General features: G+C 72.1%; 17 protein-coding genes. 9 read left to right on the top strand and 8 right to left on the bottom strand.

Annotation, left to right across the window (positions count from 1 at the left end):
- The first annotated feature begins 36 nt into the window (after positions 1-36).
- Entirely contained in the window at positions 37-714 is a 678-nt protein-coding gene (locus ABZ078_RS06850; RefSeq protein ID WP_356572331.1) for a TetR/AcrR family transcriptional regulator, read from the top strand.
- On the opposite strand, the gene ABZ078_RS06845 is transcribed toward ABZ078_RS06850, so the two are convergent.
- On the bottom strand, positions 699-1,541 hold the full coding sequence (locus tag ABZ078_RS06845; RefSeq protein WP_356572329.1) for a MaoC/PaaZ C-terminal domain-containing protein: 843 nt from the start codon (positions 1,539-1,541) through the stop codon (positions 699-701). The two genes, ABZ078_RS06850 and ABZ078_RS06845, sit on opposite strands and share 16 nt — an antisense overlap.
- A complete protein-coding gene (locus tag ABZ078_RS06840; RefSeq protein ID WP_356572327.1) occupies positions 1,541-2,863 on the bottom strand; it encodes a 3-oxoacyl-ACP reductase in 1,323 nt (440 codons plus the stop codon). Before ABZ078_RS06840 ends, ABZ078_RS06845 begins: the two co-directional genes overlap by 1 nt.
- Before the next feature lie 370 nt (positions 2,864-3,233).
- Here ABZ078_RS06840 and ABZ078_RS06835 point away from each other — a divergent pair, with 370 nt between their 5' ends.
- From ABZ078_RS06835 to ABZ078_RS06820, 4 genes are all read left to right on the top strand, one after another.
- Positions 3,234-5,162 (top strand): AMP-binding protein, encoded by a 1,929-nt coding sequence (locus ABZ078_RS06835; RefSeq protein WP_356572325.1) that lies wholly within the window; start codon positions 3,234-3,236, stop codon positions 5,160-5,162.
- A 120-nt stretch (positions 5,163-5,282) separates the two neighbouring features.
- The gene (locus tag ABZ078_RS06830; protein WP_356572323.1) at positions 5,283-5,921 is read left to right on the top strand and encodes an RNA polymerase sigma factor; all 639 of its coding nucleotides are present in this window, start codon (positions 5,283-5,285) and stop codon (positions 5,919-5,921) included.
- Positions 5,922-5,923: 2 nt separating this feature from the next.
- Positions 5,924-6,868 (top strand): CU044_5270 family protein, encoded by a 945-nt coding sequence (locus ABZ078_RS06825; protein ID WP_356572321.1) that lies wholly within the window; start codon positions 5,924-5,926, stop codon positions 6,866-6,868.
- A gap of 297 nt (positions 6,869-7,165) precedes the next feature.
- Complete coding sequence (locus ABZ078_RS06820) at positions 7,166-8,302, top strand: substrate-binding domain-containing protein (RefSeq protein WP_356572319.1); 1,137 nt, start codon at positions 7,166-7,168, stop codon at positions 8,300-8,302.
- Between the two features lie 30 nt (positions 8,303-8,332).
- Here ABZ078_RS06820 and ABZ078_RS06815 read toward each other — a convergent pair whose 3' ends face one another.
- A complete protein-coding gene (locus ABZ078_RS06815) occupies positions 8,333-9,232 on the bottom strand; it encodes a LysR family transcriptional regulator (RefSeq protein ID WP_356572317.1) in 900 nt (299 codons plus the stop codon).
- 199 nt (positions 9,233-9,431) lie between these two features.
- Here ABZ078_RS06815 and ABZ078_RS06810 point away from each other — a divergent pair, with 199 nt between their 5' ends.
- Positions 9,432-10,001 carry a DUF6817 domain-containing protein gene (locus ABZ078_RS06810; RefSeq protein WP_356572477.1) on the top strand — a complete coding sequence of 190 codons (570 nt, stop codon included), beginning with the start codon at positions 9,432-9,434 and terminating at the stop codon, positions 9,999-10,001.
- A gap of 7 nt (positions 10,002-10,008) precedes the next feature.
- Here the strand turns inward: ABZ078_RS06810 and ABZ078_RS06805 are convergent, their stop codons facing one another.
- Genes ABZ078_RS06805 through ABZ078_RS06790 form a run of 4 tightly spaced genes read right to left on the bottom strand, consistent with a single transcriptional unit; the run spans position 10,009 to position 11,980 of the window.
- Positions 10,009-10,689 (bottom strand): class I SAM-dependent methyltransferase, encoded by a 681-nt coding sequence (locus ABZ078_RS06805; protein ID WP_356572315.1) that lies wholly within the window; start codon positions 10,687-10,689, stop codon positions 10,009-10,011.
- Positions 10,690-10,711: 22 nt separating this feature from the next.
- Positions 10,712-10,954 (bottom strand): hypothetical protein, encoded by a 243-nt coding sequence (locus tag ABZ078_RS06800; RefSeq protein WP_356572313.1) that lies wholly within the window; start codon positions 10,952-10,954, stop codon positions 10,712-10,714.
- A 25-nt stretch (positions 10,955-10,979) separates the two neighbouring features.
- Entirely contained in the window at positions 10,980-11,294 is a 315-nt protein-coding gene (locus ABZ078_RS06795) for an AzlD domain-containing protein (RefSeq protein ID WP_356572311.1), read from the bottom strand.
- Positions 11,291-11,980: an AzlC family ABC transporter permease gene (locus ABZ078_RS06790; RefSeq protein WP_356572309.1), complete on the bottom strand. Its 690-nt coding sequence runs from the start codon at positions 11,978-11,980 to the stop codon at positions 11,291-11,293. The genes ABZ078_RS06795 and ABZ078_RS06790 overlap by 4 nt, the downstream gene beginning before the upstream one ends.
- An 82-nt stretch (positions 11,981-12,062) precedes the next feature.
- On the opposite strand from ABZ078_RS06790, the gene ABZ078_RS06785 reads away from it, so the two are divergent.
- Complete coding sequence (locus ABZ078_RS06785; protein ID WP_356572307.1) at positions 12,063-12,611, top strand: XRE family transcriptional regulator; 549 nt, start codon at positions 12,063-12,065, stop codon at positions 12,609-12,611.
- 104 nt (positions 12,612-12,715) lie between these two features.
- Here the strand turns inward: ABZ078_RS06785 and ABZ078_RS06780 are convergent, their stop codons facing one another.
- Positions 12,716-12,919 (bottom strand): cold-shock protein, encoded by a 204-nt coding sequence (locus tag ABZ078_RS06780; RefSeq protein ID WP_003992177.1) that lies wholly within the window; start codon positions 12,917-12,919, stop codon positions 12,716-12,718.
- Positions 12,920-13,243: 324 nt separating this feature from the next.
- Here ABZ078_RS06780 and ABZ078_RS06775 point away from each other — a divergent pair, with 324 nt between their 5' ends.
- Entirely contained in the window at positions 13,244-14,092 is an 849-nt protein-coding gene (locus ABZ078_RS06775) for a menaquinone biosynthesis protein (RefSeq protein WP_356572305.1), read from the top strand.
- Positions 14,093-14,140: 48 nt separating this feature from the next.
- On the top strand, positions 14,141-15,907 hold the full coding sequence (locus ABZ078_RS06770; RefSeq protein ID WP_356572303.1) for a protein kinase: 1,767 nt from the start codon (positions 14,141-14,143) through the stop codon (positions 15,905-15,907).
- Positions 15,908-15,916: the final 9 nt, after the last annotated feature.

The raw sequence follows: 15,916 nt of genomic DNA, 5'->3' as shown, positions 1-15,916 counted from the left end.
GTGGGATCGTCCCTCCCGGCCCGTACGCTGATCGGTATGGGTGCCGTGAAGACCAAGCGGATGCCGCGTGCCGTCCGTGAGCAGCAGATGCTCGACGCCGCCGTGCGGACCTTCGGCCAGCGGGGGTACATGGCCGCGTCGATGGACGAGATCGCCGAACTCGCGGGCGTGTCCAAGCCGTTGGTGTACCTGTACCTCAACTCGAAGGAAGACCTCTTCACCGCCTGCATCCGGCGCGAGGCGGCCGCGCTCACCGAGGCCGTCCGCGCGGGCGTCCGCCGCGAGGTGCCCGCCGACCGCCAACTCTGGGAAGGGCTCCAGGCGTTCTTCACACACACCGCGCAGCACCCGGACGGCTGGTCCGTCCTGCATCTGCAGGCCCGCACCCACGGCGAGCCCTTCGCCGGCGAGGTGGCCGCCATGCGCGCGGAGATCGTCGCGTTCGTGACCCAGCTGATCCTCGCGGCGGCCCGGGAGGCCCATCGCGACCCCGACCTGCCCGAGCGTGAGGTCGCCGGGCTCGCCGAGGCCCTGGTGGGCGCCGCCGAGTCGCTCGCCGACTGGGCCAACGCCACGCCGGGCGTGACGGCGCGGGAGGCGGCGGCCACCTTGATGAACTTCGCGTGGTCGGGCCTGGGCAATCTGATGGCAGGCCGCCCCTGGTCGCCGCCGGAGTCCGCCGGTCAGCAGGCAGCTGATCAGCCGAGCGGTTGAACCCGGCCGGCCACGTGCACGCGCCCCGCCGCCCCGCCCCGCAGCTCGAACCGCCCGCCCTCCGCCGCGTACGTCACCGTCCCCGGCAGCAGCACCGGCGCCCTGAACTCGGCTTCCACGAGGGTGGCTTGGGGAGTGCCGTGCGCGGCGAGGCAGCGGGCCGCCGTCCACATCCCGTGCGCGATGGCGCGCGGGAAGCCGAACAGGCGGGCGGTGAAGGGGTGGAGGTGGATGGGGTTGCGGTCACCGGAGGCGGCGCCGTAGCGACGGCCGACGTCCCCGGCGATGCGCCACTCGGCGACTTCGGGCAGCGGCTTGCGCTCCTCCTTGGCCGGCTCGAGGGCTTGCCGCCGGGTGCGGTGCCGGGCCAGATACGTGCTGCGTGACTCCCATACGACCTCCTCGCCGGCCCGCATCGCGGTGACCACGGCGGCCTCCGTGCCGCGCCGGTGCGGTGCCAAGCCGTCGATGTGCACGGAGAGTTCGTACTCCCCGGTGGCCGCGAGGGCCCGGTGCCGGGTCACGGTGATCGACGTGTGGACGAGGCCGAGCAGCGGCAGCGGGAAGTCCCGGCCGCTCATCAGGCGCATCGCCAGCGGAAATCCGAGCACGTGCGGGTACGTCACCGGCAGGGCGTCCTCACCGGTGGGGAAACCGCACACCCGCTCGTACGCGGCCAGCCGGGAGAGGTCCACGCGCAGGTCGGGCAGGACGAGCCGGGTGCGCGGGAACCCGGCGTCGGGGCTCGGCCGTTTGAAGGGTGACAGCAGGGCGCCCCGGGCGAACAGGGGCGGCAGGGAAGGAGGACTGGTGAGGACGAGGGACATCAGGCCCCCAGCAGGCTCTGGCCGCATACGCGTACGACCTGGCCGTTGACGGCCCCCGACCCGGGGTCGGCCAGCCAGGCGGTCGTCTCGGCGACGTCGGCCGGCAGCCCGCCCTGCGCGAGGGAGTTCATCCGGCGGCCCGCCTCCCGGATGAGGAGGGGGATCGCGGCGGTCATCTTCGTCTCGATGAAGCCGGGCGCGACCGCGTTCACCGTGACCCCGTGCTCGGCGAGCGCACGCGGTGCGAGGGAGCGGACCAGACCGACGATGCCCGCCTTGCTCGCGCCGTAGTTGGTCTGCCCGGCGTTCCCCGCGATGCCCGCGATCGACGCGGTGGCCACGATCCGCCCGCCCCGCCGCAGCGTCCCGCTCGCCAGCAGCGCGTCGGTCGTGCGCAGCACGCTCGCCAGGTTGACCTCCAGCACCGAACTCCACCGTTCGGCGGGCATGTTGACCAGCCGCCGGTCCCGGGTGATCCCGGCGTTGTGGACCAGGACGTCCAGCCCGCCCGGCAGTGCGGCCGCGATGCGCCCGCCCGCGTCGGGCGCGGTGATGTCGAGCGCGAGGACCGTGCCGCCGAGCCGTTCCGCGACGCGCCGGGCGTCCTGCTCGGCCTGCGGTACGTCGAGCACGACGACCTGGGCGCCGTCCCTGGCCAGGGTCTCGGCGACCGCCTCACCGATGCCGCGCGCGGCGCCGGTGACGAGGGCGGTGCGGCCGGCCAGGGGGAGGTCCGGGTCGTCGGGTGCCGTGAGCTCCCCGGCGGCGCCGACCTCGATCACCTGGCCGCTGACGTAGGCCGACTTGGGGGAGAGGAGGAAACGCAGGGTCGACTCGGCGGCACGGGCGTCGGTCAGCCGTACGAGATTCACGGTCCTGCCCCGCCCGATCTCCTTGCCGAGCGAGCGGGTGAAGCCTTCCAGGGCCTGCTGGGCGGCCGCCTGGTGGTGGTCGGCGGCGTCGAGGGGCGCGCCGAGGACGACGATCCGGCCGCTCTCGGTGACCGACCGCACGACGGGGTGGAGGGCGGCGTGCACCTCGGCGAGCGTCTCGACGTCCCGGACCCCCGTGGCGTCCAGGAGCGCGGCGGCGGGCTTCTCGGCGGCGGCCGGCTTCTGTGCGGCGGCCGTCAGGCCGAGGCCCGAAACGGCGTCCGCGAGGTCGAGGTCCGACTTGCCGGCGGTGAGGAGGAGCCGGTCGCCCTCCAGGGCCGGTCGCCCCGGCGACCAGCGTTTCAGTGACGCGGGCTGCGGCAACCCGAGGCGGCGGGTGAGGAAGCGACCGGGCGCGGTGCCGGTGAAGGTCAGATAGCGGTCGGCCATGTACAGCTCCCAGTGCGCTCCAGTACTGACTCCAGAGTAAGGTTACCCGAGGTAAGCCCATGACGGACGTGAGGAACGGGTGGCCCAAGTCGCCGGCGGCGAAAGCCGGTTCGGGGCGCGGGCTGATCTCGGTAAGAGGAAGGTGAGGGGAAGCTGAGCACCCCTCACATAACCCCCGACGTTGCACATACCCGGCCCCGGACCACCGCCGAACCCGCACAACGCCCACACGCGAGGACCGTACGATCGCCTCCTTAACCAGCGGTAACCCCTTTCCGCATGCCTCCGCAGGTGAACGCCACGGTGCGCGAGGCACGTACGTCATGCAGCAAGCAGTTTCGTCGCTGCACGCCCGCCGCAGGAGCCGCCCGTGTCCACCCCGCTTCCCTCTTTCGCCCCCTCGGCCGCGTTCGACGACGCTCCCGGGCCGACGCTGGTGCAGCCCGAGACGCGGCGGCTGGACGGGGTGGTGCGGGAGGCGTACGTACCGCCGTTCGCGCCGCCGGTGACCCACGGGTCGCTCGGCGACCTGCCCTTCGACAACGCGAGCGCGGCGCCGGGCACGGTGGTCCTCAGCCGCAAGGGCGAGGACGGGCGGTGGACGGATGTGACGGCGACGCAGTTCGCCGACCAGGTGCAGGCGGTGGCGAAGGGGCTGATCGCCGAGGGGCTGATGCCGGGCGACCGGATCGCCGTCATGGCGCGTACGCGCTACGAGTGGACGCTGCTCGACTTCGGCGCGTGGGCGGCCGGCCTGGTGACGGTGCCCGTCTACCCCACCTCCTCCGTCTTCCAGACCCGCTGGATCCTCCAGGACTCGGGCGCGGTCGCCCTGGTCACGGAGACCGGCGCCCAGGCCGCCGCCCTCGGCCCCGAGCTGGACCGGCTGCCCGACCTGCGCCACCTGTGGGTCATGGAGAAGGGCCACGTCGAGCGCCTGGCGGAGTTCGGCGACCAGCAGCCGGACGGCGAGGTGGGCGTACGGCGGGGCATGCTGGCGCCGGACACGCTGGCCACGCTGATCTACACCTCGGGCACGACAGGCCGCCCCAAGGGCTGCGCGCTGACGCACGGCAACTTCTTCGCCGAGGTCGACAACGCCATCGAACTCCTCTACCCGATCTTCAAGTCGCGGACGAGCGAAGAGGCGTCGGTGCTGCTTTTCCTCCCCATGTCGCACGTCTTCGGCCGCATGGTGGCGGTGGCCTGCGTCCGGGCCCGGGTCCGGCTGGGGCACGCGCCGAGCCTGAAGGCCGAGGACCTCCTCCCTGATCTGGCGGTCTTCCGCCCGACCTGTCTGCTGACCATCCCCTACATGCTGGAGAAGGTCTTCAACTCCGCCCGCGCCAAGGCGGAGTCGAGCGGCCGCGGGTCGTCCTTCGACCGTGCGGCGTCGGTGGCCGAGCGCTACGGCGAGGCGCTGGAGGCCCGGCAGGCCGGTACCGGAAGCGGCCCGAACGCGACCCTGAGGGCCTCCCGCGCCTTCTACGACCCGCTCGTCTACCGCCGTATCCGCAACGCGATGGGCGGCAGGGTGAAGTACGCGATCTGCGGCGGCTCCCCGCTCGGCCGCCGCCTCGCCGCGTTCTACGCCGGTGCGGGCATCGAGATCTACGAGGGCTACGGCCTCACGGAGACGACGGGCGCGGCGACCGTCACACCGCCCCTCAAACCCCGCCTGGGCACGGTGGGCTGGCCCCTGCCCGGCACCCGCGTCCGCATCGCCGCGGACGGCGAGATCCTCGTCGGCGGCGAGCAGGTGCTGCGCGGCTACTGGGACCCCGCGGCGGGCGGCGTGGTCCCGGCCACGGCGGACGGCTGGCTGCCGACCGGCGACATCGGCGAGCTCGACGACGAGGGCTACCTCACGATCACCGGCCGCAAGAAGGAGATGCTGATCACGGCGGGCGGCAAGAGCGTGGCCCCGGCGCCCCTGGAGAACTGGCTCCGCTCGCACCCTCTGATCGCGCAGTGCCTCGTCCTGGGCGACCGTCGCCCCTACGTCTGCGCCCTGATCACCCTCGACATGGACGGCGTCAGCCACTGGCGCCGGATGAACGGCAAGCACCCGGTCCCGGCGGAACTGCTCGTCACCGACGACGAGTTGAGGGCGGTCCTCCAGCGGGCGGTGGACGAGGCGAACAAGCTGGTGTCCAGGCCGGAGTCCATCCGCCGCTTCGCGATCCTGCCGACGCAGTTCACGGAGGCGGCCGGGCATCTGACGCCGTCGATGAAGCTGCGGCGAGAGGCGGTCCTGCGGCACTTCGCGGCGGAGGTGGAAGGCTTGTACGCGAAGTAGGCCCCGCCCTGTGTGATGCAGGTCACCTGGTCGGACGGAACTCGACGGCTCGTGTCGGCGAACAGCGGGAGACCACGACACGGCTCTCGAGAGGGACCAGATGAACCACAGAGGTGCGAGGTGACACTCCTGCCGGACACCGGTGCCGCCCCCGCCCCGACGGCGGACGCCGGCGGCGGCTCGGACGGCGCGGTCATCGAACGGTCCTGGCAGACGCCCGACGCGTTCGCCGTGATCTTCGACCGCTACGCCGACGACATCCACCGCTACATCGCCCGGCGCCTGGGCACGGACACCGCCGACGACCTGATGGCGGAGACCTTCGTGATCGCGTTCCAGCGGCGTCGGCGCTACGACCTGTCGCACGCGCACGCCCGGCCCTGGCTGTACGGCATCGCCACCAACCTGATCGGCCGTCACCGCAGGGAGGAGGCCCGTCGGCTGCGGGCACTGTCGCGCATGGCCGCCCTGCCCCAGGCCCGGGAGGACGACGGCCCCGAGGACGCGGTCACCGAGAGGCTCGGCGCCAGGGGGACGGACGTCCCCTTGGCCGGCGCGCTCGCCGCGCTGCCCGCCCGGTACCGGGACACGCTGCTGGTCGTCGCCTGGGGAGAGCTGGACTACGCGGAGGCCGCGCGGGCCCTGGGCGTGCCCGTCGGCACGGTGCGCTCCCGTCTGCACCGAGCCCGCACCAAGCTGCGCAAGGCACTGGGCGGACCGGACCGCACGACCTCGACCACGCCTCAGAAGGGGGACTGATCATGGATGAACTGACGCTGGTACGTGAATGGGGTGCCGACCAGGGCGGACCCTCCGGCCGGTCCCGCGCCGCCGCCCGCTCCCGCCTGGAGGCCGCCATGGCCGAGGAGTCGCGCGGCGTCGCGTCCCGGGAGGGCACACTGAGCCGACGACTCGTGTTCCGTACCGCGTTCGTCGGCGTGACCGCGGCGGCGGTGGGCGCCGCCGTCGTCATGGCGGACGACGACGAGAAGGAGAACACGCCCCGCCTGAGCACGGTCAGTGCCATGGAGGTGCTGCGCAGGGCCGCCGACAGGTCACGCTCCGTGGGGAGCGAGCTGCCCGTGCCGCGCGACGACCAGTACTTCTACACCAGGACCCACATCACGCGGACGCCGGTGAAGGGCGGGCAGACCAGGACGTGGACCAACGAGGCGTGGATCTCGGTGGACGGCTCCAGGCCGTCCCGGCGTGAGGAGTACGGGAAGGTCCACAACGATCCGCCGCTCGGCGAGCACGAGGTGCTGTGGCCTCCGACCACCTACTCCGCCCTCCAGGAGATGCCGACGGACCCGGACAAGCTCCTGGATCTGCTGAGGCTCGGTCAGGGCAGCTCGCCCCAGAGCGACAGGATGGCCTTCTTCGAGGGGTGCATGCTGCTGAAGGGGCCGCGGGTGATGCCCCCCGGCCTGCAGGCCGCCGCGCTCGATGCGCTGTCGAAGCTTCCCCGGATCCGCCTGAACCACGACGACGTGGACATCGCCGGCCGCGGGGCCGTCGGGGTCTCGTACCCCGAGGCGGACTTCACCTTCCTCTTCGACCGCGAGACGTACGACTACTTGGGCCAGCGCGTCAAGGGCAGCGTTCCCAAGAAGGTGAACGGGGAGTGGAAGCAGACCGGCTGGTACTACGAGACCAGGAGCCTGCGGGACCTCCAGGTGGTCGACCGCATCGGACAACGCCGCTGAGCCCGGGGCCACCTGCTCGGACCGAGCCGCCGACCGCGAAGGCCGACGGCGGTCGTCGCCTCCGCCACCGAGACGGAATGTCCCGCACGCGTCCCTCCTCGCTCTGACCTGGGGCGTTGCCGAGCCGGACGCCGACAGGACGGTGTGGGCCGAGGCAGTACTCCAGGGCGCGACGCTGTGCGGCGTGGAAAACGGTTGCCGTCTCGTTACGACAACTGCTTGACGTGACATGCCGCGGCCGCGTTGGCTACCGCCACCGGGTAGCAAGGCCGCTCGTCCGCTCGGAAGGCACCAGTAGTGAACGCTCGTACCCCTCGCACGTCAGCCGTACGCCGTGCCGGCACAGCCCTCGTGGCCGCCGCCTCGGCGCTGTCTCTCACCGCCTGCGGTGTCATCGACGGCCTCGGGGGCGGCGACAGCTCCGCCTCGCCGGAGAGGCGCGACGACATCACGGTGGGCCTCCTCCTGCCCGACAAGGACACGGCCCGGTTCGAGAGGTTCGACCACCCCCTCATCAAGAAGGAGGTCGCGGACCTCACCCACGGCAAGGGCAAGGTCGTGTACGCCAACGCCGAGGCCAGCCCGGCCAAGCAGAGCCGGCAGTTCCAGCAGATGATCGACGACCGGGTGGACGTGATCGTGGTGGACGCGCTGGACGCCAAGGGCATCGCGTCGGACGTGCGCAAGGCCAAGGAGGCGGGCATCCCGGTCATCGCCTACGACCGGCTCGCGGAGGGGCCCGTCGACGCGTACGTCTCCCACGACAACGAGCTCGTCGGCGAGGTGCAGGGCCGCTCGCTCGTCGAGGAACTCGGCTCCCGGCGGTCGTCCAGCAAGGTCGTCATGATGAACGGCGACCCGGCCGACCCCAACACGGCCCGGTTCAAGAAGGGTGCCCTCGACGAGCTCGAGGGCGAGGTCGACATCGTCAAGCAGTACGACACCGACAAGTGGTCGCCCGAGGTCGCCAAGGCGAACATGCGGAAGGCGATCGCCTCCGTCGGGCTCGACAACATCGCCGCCGTCTACTCGGCGAACGACGGCATGGCGGGCGCGGTCATCGAGGCGCTCAAGGACGCGGGCGCCACCCGGATTCCGCCGGTGACCGGGCAGGACGCGAACCTGGACGCGGTGCAGCGGATCGTCTCGGGCGAACAGTTCATGACCGTGTACAAGCCCTTCCTGCTGGAGGCGACCAACGCCGCGAAGATGGCCGTGTACAAGGTCCAGGGGCGCGACATCGAGTTCGACGCGCTGACCCAGGACTCGGTCGACAGCGCGTCCGAGAAGGACATCCCGTCGAACCTGGTGTCGGTGGTCGCGGTCACGAAGGACAACATCGAGGACACCGTGGTCAAGGACGGCGTCTACACGGTCAAGCAGATCTGCACCGCCGAGTACAGGGCGGACTGCGCGGCCATCGGCTTGAAATAGCCGAAGCGGCCGGTACGGCTGTTCCGCCTGTCAGCGCCGCACACCCCTGCGGTAGTCCTCCACGAGGTCCGCGAACGCCCGTGCCGGCGGGCTGAGCGCGTCCCAGCGGCGGACGGCCCAGCCGACCGGGAGCGGCCGCAGGGCGGGCAACGGGATCAGCCGCAGGTCGCCGTCGCCGGGCACGGGCAGCCCGGGGAGCGCCGGCACCACCGCCCGTCCGACTCCCAGCTCGGCCAGCAGCAGCGCGGTGTCCCAGTCGGCGACACTCGTGTCGTACGCCAAGCGGACGCCCGACTCCGCGCATGCGGCGTCCAGTTGGGCGGCGGAGACGGAGTTCGGCGGCAGCCGGATCAGCCGTACGTCGCGCAGGTCGGCCCCGACGTCGACGTACGGCCGCCGCGCGAGCGGGTCGTCGGCCCGTACCGCCAGCACCCACGGCAGCTCCACCACCGGCCGCTGCTCGATGCCGCGCACCGGTGGGCCGAGGGTGATCCAGGCCAGGTCGAGCGTGCCGTCGGCCAGCGCGTCGAAGCTGCCCCGGCCGGAACTCACCGTGCGGAACTCCAGGTTCACCCGGGGATGCCGCCGCCGGTAGGCGACGACCGCCTCCGACATGAAGTGCCGTACGGTCGTCGCCCCCGTCGCCACCCGCACGAACCCGCTCTCGCCGTCGACGAGGTCCCGCAGCCGCCGTATCGCCAGATCCAGCCCCGAGATCCCCTCGGCGGCGGCCGCCTCCAGCACGCGCCCCGCCTGTGTCGGCACGACTCCCCGGGGCTGCCGCTCCAGCAGCGCGACCCCGGTCTCCCGCTCCAGCCGCTTCACGTGCTGGCTCACCGCCGACTGCGTGCACCCCAGCTCCCTGGCCACCGAACTCAGACTCCCGGCCCGGCACACGGCCACGAACACACGCAGGTCATCAAGGGTCATGACCCCCAAGTCAATACTTGGAGGTCGCGACAAATCCCAAGGATTGACTGGACTTTGCCCGATGTACGACGATCCTGAACGGGCCCGGGCGGCAACCCGCTCCCCACCCTCGCCGAAGTCCGGACCGGTGCGGGGGAAGGAGCGGGTGCCGACCCAAGACGACCGCAAACGCCGAAAGGAACGGCACGTGTCGACTCCCATGGCTCAGGCGCGGTCCCTGCTGGAGGATCTCGGCGCCGGGACCCTCCCGCACCCTGGGGGCACCCTCCTCGCCCATCTGCGCCGCGTACGGTCCCGCCTCGCCGGCTGGGGCGCCCGTCCGGCTCTCCAACTCGCCGGTCTGTGCCATGCGCTGTACGGCACCGACGGTTTCCCGACGGCCCTGCTGTCCCTCGACCGCCGTGGCGAAGTGGCGGAGGCCATCGGGGCGGAGGCGGAGTCGATCGTGTACTTCTACGCCGCCTGCGACCGCGAGGCCACGTACCCGGCCCTCGCGGACCGGGGCTCCGGCTTCCGTGATCGCTTCACGGGCCACTCCCACACTCCGGAGCCCGGCCTCCGCCGCGACCTGGCCGAGGTCACCGCCGCCAACGAACTCGACCTCGCCGACCACGATCCCGAGTTCCGCGTACGGTACGGCGCCGACCTGCTCGACCTGTTCCACCGGTTCCGGCCGTTGCTGAGCCCGTCGGCCTGGGCGGACTGCCTGACCCTTGACTCCGGAGGGCGGTCGCGTCACCCGCGCGCAACTGACACATCGTCAGGGTGACGGTGGTTCAAGCGGGAGCGGATTCCTCGCGGGGCTCGCCGCCGGCCGGTTTCCGGGCGAACAGGAACGCCTGCGGGGAGGTCTCGTCGAGTGCCGGGTCCGGTTCGCGGACCGTGCGGGAGACGAGGGCGAAGCCGGCCGCCGTCAGCAGGTCGGCGATGTCCTCCGGTCGGCGCCGCTGGAAGGTCAGCGAGACCGGGTGTCCGAAGGGCCGGTCGTGGTGCCGGTGCTCCTCGCCGGCCTGGAACGCGACCAGCAGGGGCGCGCCGGGCGCCAGCACCCGGTGGAACTCCGTGAAGAGGGCGGGGAGTCGCTCCACGGGGGTGTGGATGGAGGAGTAGAAGGACATCGCCCCGGACAGAGCGCCGTCGGGGAGGTCCAGCTCCAGCATCGAGCCCTGCTCGAAGCGCAGCCCGGGGTTCTCGCGGCGGGCGATCGCGAGCATCGACTCCGACAGGTCGACCCCGAACACGGGCAGCCCCAGTGCGGCGAGGTGGGCCGTGGCGTGGCCGGGACCACATCCGAGGTCGGCCACCGGGCCGTCGCCCTCGACGAGTTCGGCGAAGACGCCCAGCATCGCCCGCTCCAGGGGCATCTTCGCGAGGGCGTCCCGGAAGAGGGCCGCGTAGTCCTCGGCGATGGCGTCGTAGAAGGTGCGGGTGGTGGTCAGGAAGTCGGAGTCGGTCATGGCCGGGGACTCTATCGAAGGTCTACTCGGCTCCGTCCTGCTTCTCACCCGTCTGCATCCCGCCGACGCCGAACCCGACGCCGAGACAGGTACCCAGCCCCAGACCCAGGGCCAGTCCGACCGCGAGGTTGTCGAAGATCAACATCCCGAACACGATGCCGATACCCGCGCCGAAGGCGAGCCCGACCGATATGCCCATCGCCAGTTTGTTGGCGGCGGCAGTCCCTCCGTTTTCCCCGTGGTTGTTCTCTTCACCGTTGGTCATCCGGTCATTCTCCCATGGCGCCCGCTCACGCCACCCCCACCGCCCGCAGCACCGCCGTGGCCCCCGCCGCCCCCAGCACCACCACCGCGAACGGCGCCCTCCGCCACGCCAGCACGCCACCGACCAGCACCCCGGCCGGCCGCGACCATCCCGCGAAGCCGCCGTCCTCGGTCAGCGCACCCGTGGCCAGCAGGGCCACCAGCAGGACGATCGCGCCCGCCGACAGCAACTCCTGCACGCGTGGAGACAGTTCGACGCGCCCGTGCAGCACCGGCCCGACCAGCCGGAAGGCGTACGTGCCGACCGCCAGCGCCAGGATCATGGCCACCGTCGCGCTCATGCTGTGCGCCCTTTGCCGTCCCGTCCGTACACGGCGAGCCCCACCAGCGCCACCAGTACCGGCACGCCCGCCGGGACGGCCGGTGTCACCGCCAGTGCCAGCCCGGCGCCGAGCAGCGCGGAGCGCCGTACGGCGGGATCCTCGCGCAGGGCGGGCAGCACCAGGGCGACGAGGACGGCGGGGAAGGCCGCGTCCAGACCGTAGGTGCCGGTGTCGCCCATCGCGCCGCCGGCCAGCGCCCCGGCCAGGACGCCGAGGTTCCACACGGCGAACAGGCCGAGCCCGGAGATCCAGAAGGCCGCCCGCCGCCGTGCCGGATCGGGCTGGGCGAGCGCGAAGGCCACCGTCTCGTCGGTGACGAGGTGGGCGCCGAGGAGGCGGGCGAGACGGCCCCGGCCGATGACGTCCGCCACCGCCAGGCTGAAGGCGGCCGTGCGCGTGTTGAGGAGCAACCCGGTGGCCGCCGCGGCGAACGGCCCGCCCCCGGCCAGCAGTACACCGACCGCGCTGAACTGCGCCGAGCCGGCGTAGACGACCAGGGACATCGCCACCGGCACCCAGACCGGCAGGCCGCCCGCCACGGAGATCGCGCCGAAGGAGACGCCGACGACGCCACTGGCCACCCAGACGAGTGCGCTGTCGCGCACCAGGGGTGCCATCATGGGTGTTCGGAGAAGCGAACGCATGTTTTCCAGAATGAACAGTCATCAGGTCGTTCGTCAAGATGAACGATCGGACCGGTGTAGCGAACGACAGGGAGGAAACCGCATGAGCGAGCCCCTCACGTGGATCGCCGCCTCGCTGCGGCGCGAGCGTGCCCGGGCCGGGCTGTCGCTGTCCGAGCTGGCCAAGCGGGCGGGGATCGCGAAGTCCACGCTGTCCCAGCTGGAGGCGGGCGGCGGGAATCCGAGCGTGGAGACGCTGTGGGCGCTGGGGGTCGCGCTCGGCGTGCCGTTCAGCGCGCTGGTGGAGCCGCCGACGTCGGCCGTGCAGGTGATCCGGGCGGGCGAGGGGCCCACGGTCGCCTCCGAGCGGGCGGACTACGTGGCCACCCTGCTCTCCGCCAGTCCGCCCGGCGCCCGCCGGGACCTCTACCACCTGCGCGCGGAGCCGGGCGCGGCCCGGGAGTCGGAACCGCATATTCCGGGGTCCGTGGAGCATCTGATCGTCGGCGCCGGGCGGGTGAAGGCGGGGCCCCGGGGCGAGGAGGTCGAGCTGGGTCCCGGCGATTACATGGCGTATCGCGGGGATGTGCCGCACTCGTACGAGGCGCTCGCGCCCGGGACGACCTTCGTGCTGGTCATGCAGCACATCTAGCTGTTTCCGGGAAAAGGCAGGAGCCCCGCTGCCGTACGGCGCGGGGCTCCTTGGGTACTGCTATCTGTTCCGGATCAAAGCACCAGGCTTGGAGACCGAAGACCTCAGACCGGGGTGACGTTCTCCGCCTGCGGACCCTTCGGGCCCTGGGTCACGTCGAAGGAGACCTGCTGGTTCTCCTCCAGCGAACGGAAGCCGCTCGCGTTGATCGCGGAGTAGTGAACGAAGACGTCGGGGCCGCCGCCTTCCTGGGCGATGAAGCCAAAGCCCTTTTCGGCGTTGAACCACTTCACGGTTCCGGTAGCCATAAGCCCTCCTTGGGCCCAAAGGGTTGCCCTGCTCCAGAACCCTGCAAGTGTGAAAACAAGATGCCGCACAACTGCATACGTCTGAAAACGACGAGAGCCCGCGGTCACATGCTCCGCAGGCTCTGTACTGCAAGGGAAACCAAACTGCAACTTGCGGCGAGCCTAGCACGGAGGCAGCCGAAAGCAATAGAGGTCAAGATCACGTCACTCGGACGTTTGAAGATCCCGTGCCGGCTTGACTAAGGGTGGTTTACGGGATGGATGTGACGAGGGTGTCACGACCCGGAGGGCTGCACGCTATCTCATGGGGTCTAGTCTCGCGATGTGGACAATTCTCGCATCCGGCCGCGCGTAGGCCACATCCAGTTCCTGAACTGCCTGCCCCTGTACTGGGGGCTCGCGAGGACGGGCACGCTCCTCGACTTCGAGCTGACCAAGGACACCCCGGAGAAGCTCAGCGAGCAGCTGGTGCGGGGTGACCTCGACATCGGGCCGATCACCCTCGTCGAGTTCCTGCGCAACGCCGACGACCTGGTCGCCTTCCCCGACATCGCGGTCGGCTGCGACGGTCCCGTGATGTCCTGCGTGATCGTCTCGCAGGTCCCGCTGGACCGGCTGGACGGCGCCCGGGTCGCCCTCGGCTCGACCTCGCGCACCTCGGTCCGCCTGGCACAACTGCTGCTGGCCGAGCGCTACGGCGTACGGCCCGACTACTACACCTGCCCGCCCGACCTGAGCCTGATGATGCAGGAGGCGGAGGCCGCCGTACTCATCGGGGACGCGGCGCTGCGGGCCAACCTCCTGGACGGGCCGCGCTACGGCCTCGAAGTGCACGACCTGGGCTCGCTCTGGAAGGAGTGGACCGGTCTGCCCTTCGTCTTCGCGGTCTGGGCGGCGCGGCGGGACTACCTGGAGCGCGAGCCGGTGATCACCCGCCAGGTCCACGAGGCCTTCCTCGCCTCCCGCAACCTCTCCCTGGAGGAGGTCGGCAAGGTCGCCGAGCAGGCGGCCCGCTGGGAGGCGTTCGACGAGCGGATCCTGGAGCGGTACTTCACGACCCTCGACTTCCGCTTCGGCGGTCCGCAACTGGAGGCGGTCGCGGAGTTCGCGCGCCGGGTGGGGCCGACGACGGGATTCCCCGCGGACGTGAGGGTGGATCTGCTGCGGCCGTAATCTGCTGAGGAGTCCCACGCGGGACCCGACGGGGGAGGGGTGGACGCCATGCAGCCGCTCGGAGTTGACGAGCCGACCGTCGTCGGACCGTACCGGCTGCTCGGCCGGCTCGGCTCCGGAGGCATGGGCCGGGTGTACCTGGGGCGCAGCGCGGGCGGCCGTACGGTCGCCGTCAAGATCGTGCACCCGCACTTCGCGCTGGACGAGGAGTTCCGTGCCCGCTTCCGCCGGGAGGTGGAGGCGGCGCGACGGGTGGGCGGTGCCTGGACGGCGCCCGTGCTGGACGCCGACCCGGAGGCCGCGGTGCCGTGGGTGGCCACGGCCTACGCGGCGGGTCCGTCGCTGGCGGCGGCGGTGACGGACTCGGACGGTCCGCTGCCGGCCCACACCGTACGGGTGCTGGGAGCCGGGCTGGCCGAGGCGCTGGCGGCGGTGCACGAGCTAGGGCTGGTGCACCGGGACGTGAAGCCGTCGAACGTGCTGCTGACGCTGGACGGCCCGCTGCTGATCGACTTCGGCATCGCACGGGCCACGGACGGCACGGCGTCCTTGACGTCGACCGGCGTCTCGATCGGCTCGCCCGGCTACATGTCGCCCGAGCAGATCCTGGGCAAGGGCGTCACCGGAGCGGCGGACGTCTTCTCCCTGGGCGCGGTGCTGGCGTACGCCGCGACCGGGCGGCCGCCGTTCTCCGGGGACTCGTCGGCGGCGCTGCTGTACAAGGTCGTGCACGAGGAGCCCGAACTCGCCCCGCTGGACGGCGAGGTGCGGGAACTGGTGGAGGCGTGTCTGGCCAAGGAGCCGGGCGCGCGGCCGACTCCGGGCGAGGTGGCACGGCGGCTGGCTCCGGACGGGGCGGCTCGGTCGGTGGCGGGCGGGTGGCTGCCGGGGGCGCTGGTGGAGCAGGTCAGTCGTGGTGCTGTGCGGCTGCTGAACCTGGAGACGGCTCAGGACGTGCCGTCGGGGCCCGTGGGGTTCAGCCGGCCCTCGGTGGCGGCGGGTGAGGGCGCGGCTTCGACCGGAGACGGGCACGGGACGACCGCCGGGGGAGAGGCGGTCGGGCGGGTGACGGTCGGGGAGTTCGGGCCGCCGCCGGTGATGCCGGGCGCCGCCTCCGGTCCGGCCCCGGTGTCCACGCCGGCGTCCACGCCCGCGTCCGTGCCGTCCGCCGCCGTACCCGAACCGCGCGACGCGCGGCCGCGGGACGTGGCGCCCTCCTCCGGCGACCGGCCGGGCAGGCTCACCTTCTCCGTCGCGGCGGCCTCGACGCCGGGGGACGGCGGCCGGGGGCGGAAGCTGAGCTGCACGGTGGCGCTCGCGGTGGCCGGGGCGTTGGCGGCGGTGACCGTGGGGACCGTGTTCGTGTTCGAGCTGCTGCCGGGCCGGGACCGGGACACCAACGCCGGTTCCGACGCCGCCCCGTCCGAGGCGCCGGGCAAGGGCGCCCCCACCCCGGCCCAGGGCACCGTCCCCGCCCGCTACCTCGGCACCTGGGAGGGCGAGGCCGGCGCCCTGGACGGCGCGCTGCCGGCGGGCACCTTCCGGCTCACCGTGCACAAGGCCGACGTGGGCGAGGAGGTGGGCACACTCCGGCAGACGGACCTGCTGGGCGGTGTCTGCAACGACGTACTGACCCTGGAGAAGGCGACGGCGAAGGAGCTCGTCGTGACGTCCGTGGGCAGGAAGACCAACCACAAGGGCTGCAACCCGACCCCGCACACCGTCCGGATCACGCCCCGGGGTGACGACCTGGTGTACCGCTCGGAGAGCGACGCGGAGGGCAACCCCGAGGCCCGGCTGTCGAAGGTCGGGTAGCGGCGGGGC

Source organism: Streptomyces sp. NPDC006385 (assembly GCF_040612485.1).
In the GTDB taxonomy this organism is placed as follows: Bacteria; Actinomycetota; Actinomycetes; order Streptomycetales; family Streptomycetaceae; genus Streptomyces.
The sequence above is the reverse complement of the archived record's forward strand: the minus strand, read 5'-3'. Positions and strand labels throughout refer to the sequence as shown.

Coding starts and splice junctions, on each gene's coding strand:
- ABZ078_RS06850 (WP_356572331.1), top strand. CDS start 37: ATGGGTGCCGTGAAGACCAAGCGGATGCCGCGTGCCGTCCGTGAGCAG.
- ABZ078_RS06845 (WP_356572329.1), bottom strand. CDS start 1,541: ATGTCCCTCGTCCTCACCAGTCCTCCTTCCCTGCCGCCCCTGTTCGCC.
- ABZ078_RS06840 (WP_356572327.1), bottom strand. CDS start 2,863: ATGGCCGACCGCTATCTGACCTTCACCGGCACCGCGCCCGGTCGCTTC.
- ABZ078_RS06825 (WP_356572321.1), top strand. CDS start 5,924: ATGGATGAACTGACGCTGGTACGTGAATGGGGTGCCGACCAGGGCGGA.
- ABZ078_RS06815 (WP_356572317.1), bottom strand. CDS start 9,232: ATGACCCTTGATGACCTGCGTGTGTTCGTGGCCGTGTGCCGGGCCGGG.
- ABZ078_RS06810 (WP_356572477.1), top strand. CDS start 9,432: ATGGCTCAGGCGCGGTCCCTGCTGGAGGATCTCGGCGCCGGGACCCTC.
- ABZ078_RS06805 (WP_356572315.1), bottom strand. CDS start 10,689: ATGACCGACTCCGACTTCCTGACCACCACCCGCACCTTCTACGACGCC.
- ABZ078_RS06800 (WP_356572313.1), bottom strand. CDS start 10,954: ATGACCAACGGTGAAGAGAACAACCACGGGGAAAACGGAGGGACTGCC.
- ABZ078_RS06795 (WP_356572311.1), bottom strand. CDS start 11,294: ATGAGCGCGACGGTGGCCATGATCCTGGCGCTGGCGGTCGGCACGTAC.
- ABZ078_RS06790 (WP_356572309.1), bottom strand. CDS start 11,980: ATGCGTTCGCTTCTCCGAACACCCATGATGGCACCCCTGGTGCGCGAC.
- ABZ078_RS06785 (WP_356572307.1), top strand. CDS start 12,063: ATGAGCGAGCCCCTCACGTGGATCGCCGCCTCGCTGCGGCGCGAGCGT.
- ABZ078_RS06780 (WP_003992177.1), bottom strand. CDS start 12,919: ATGGCTACCGGAACCGTGAAGTGGTTCAACGCCGAAAAGGGCTTTGGC.
- ABZ078_RS06770 (WP_356572303.1), top strand. CDS start 14,141: ATGCAGCCGCTCGGAGTTGACGAGCCGACCGTCGTCGGACCGTACCGG.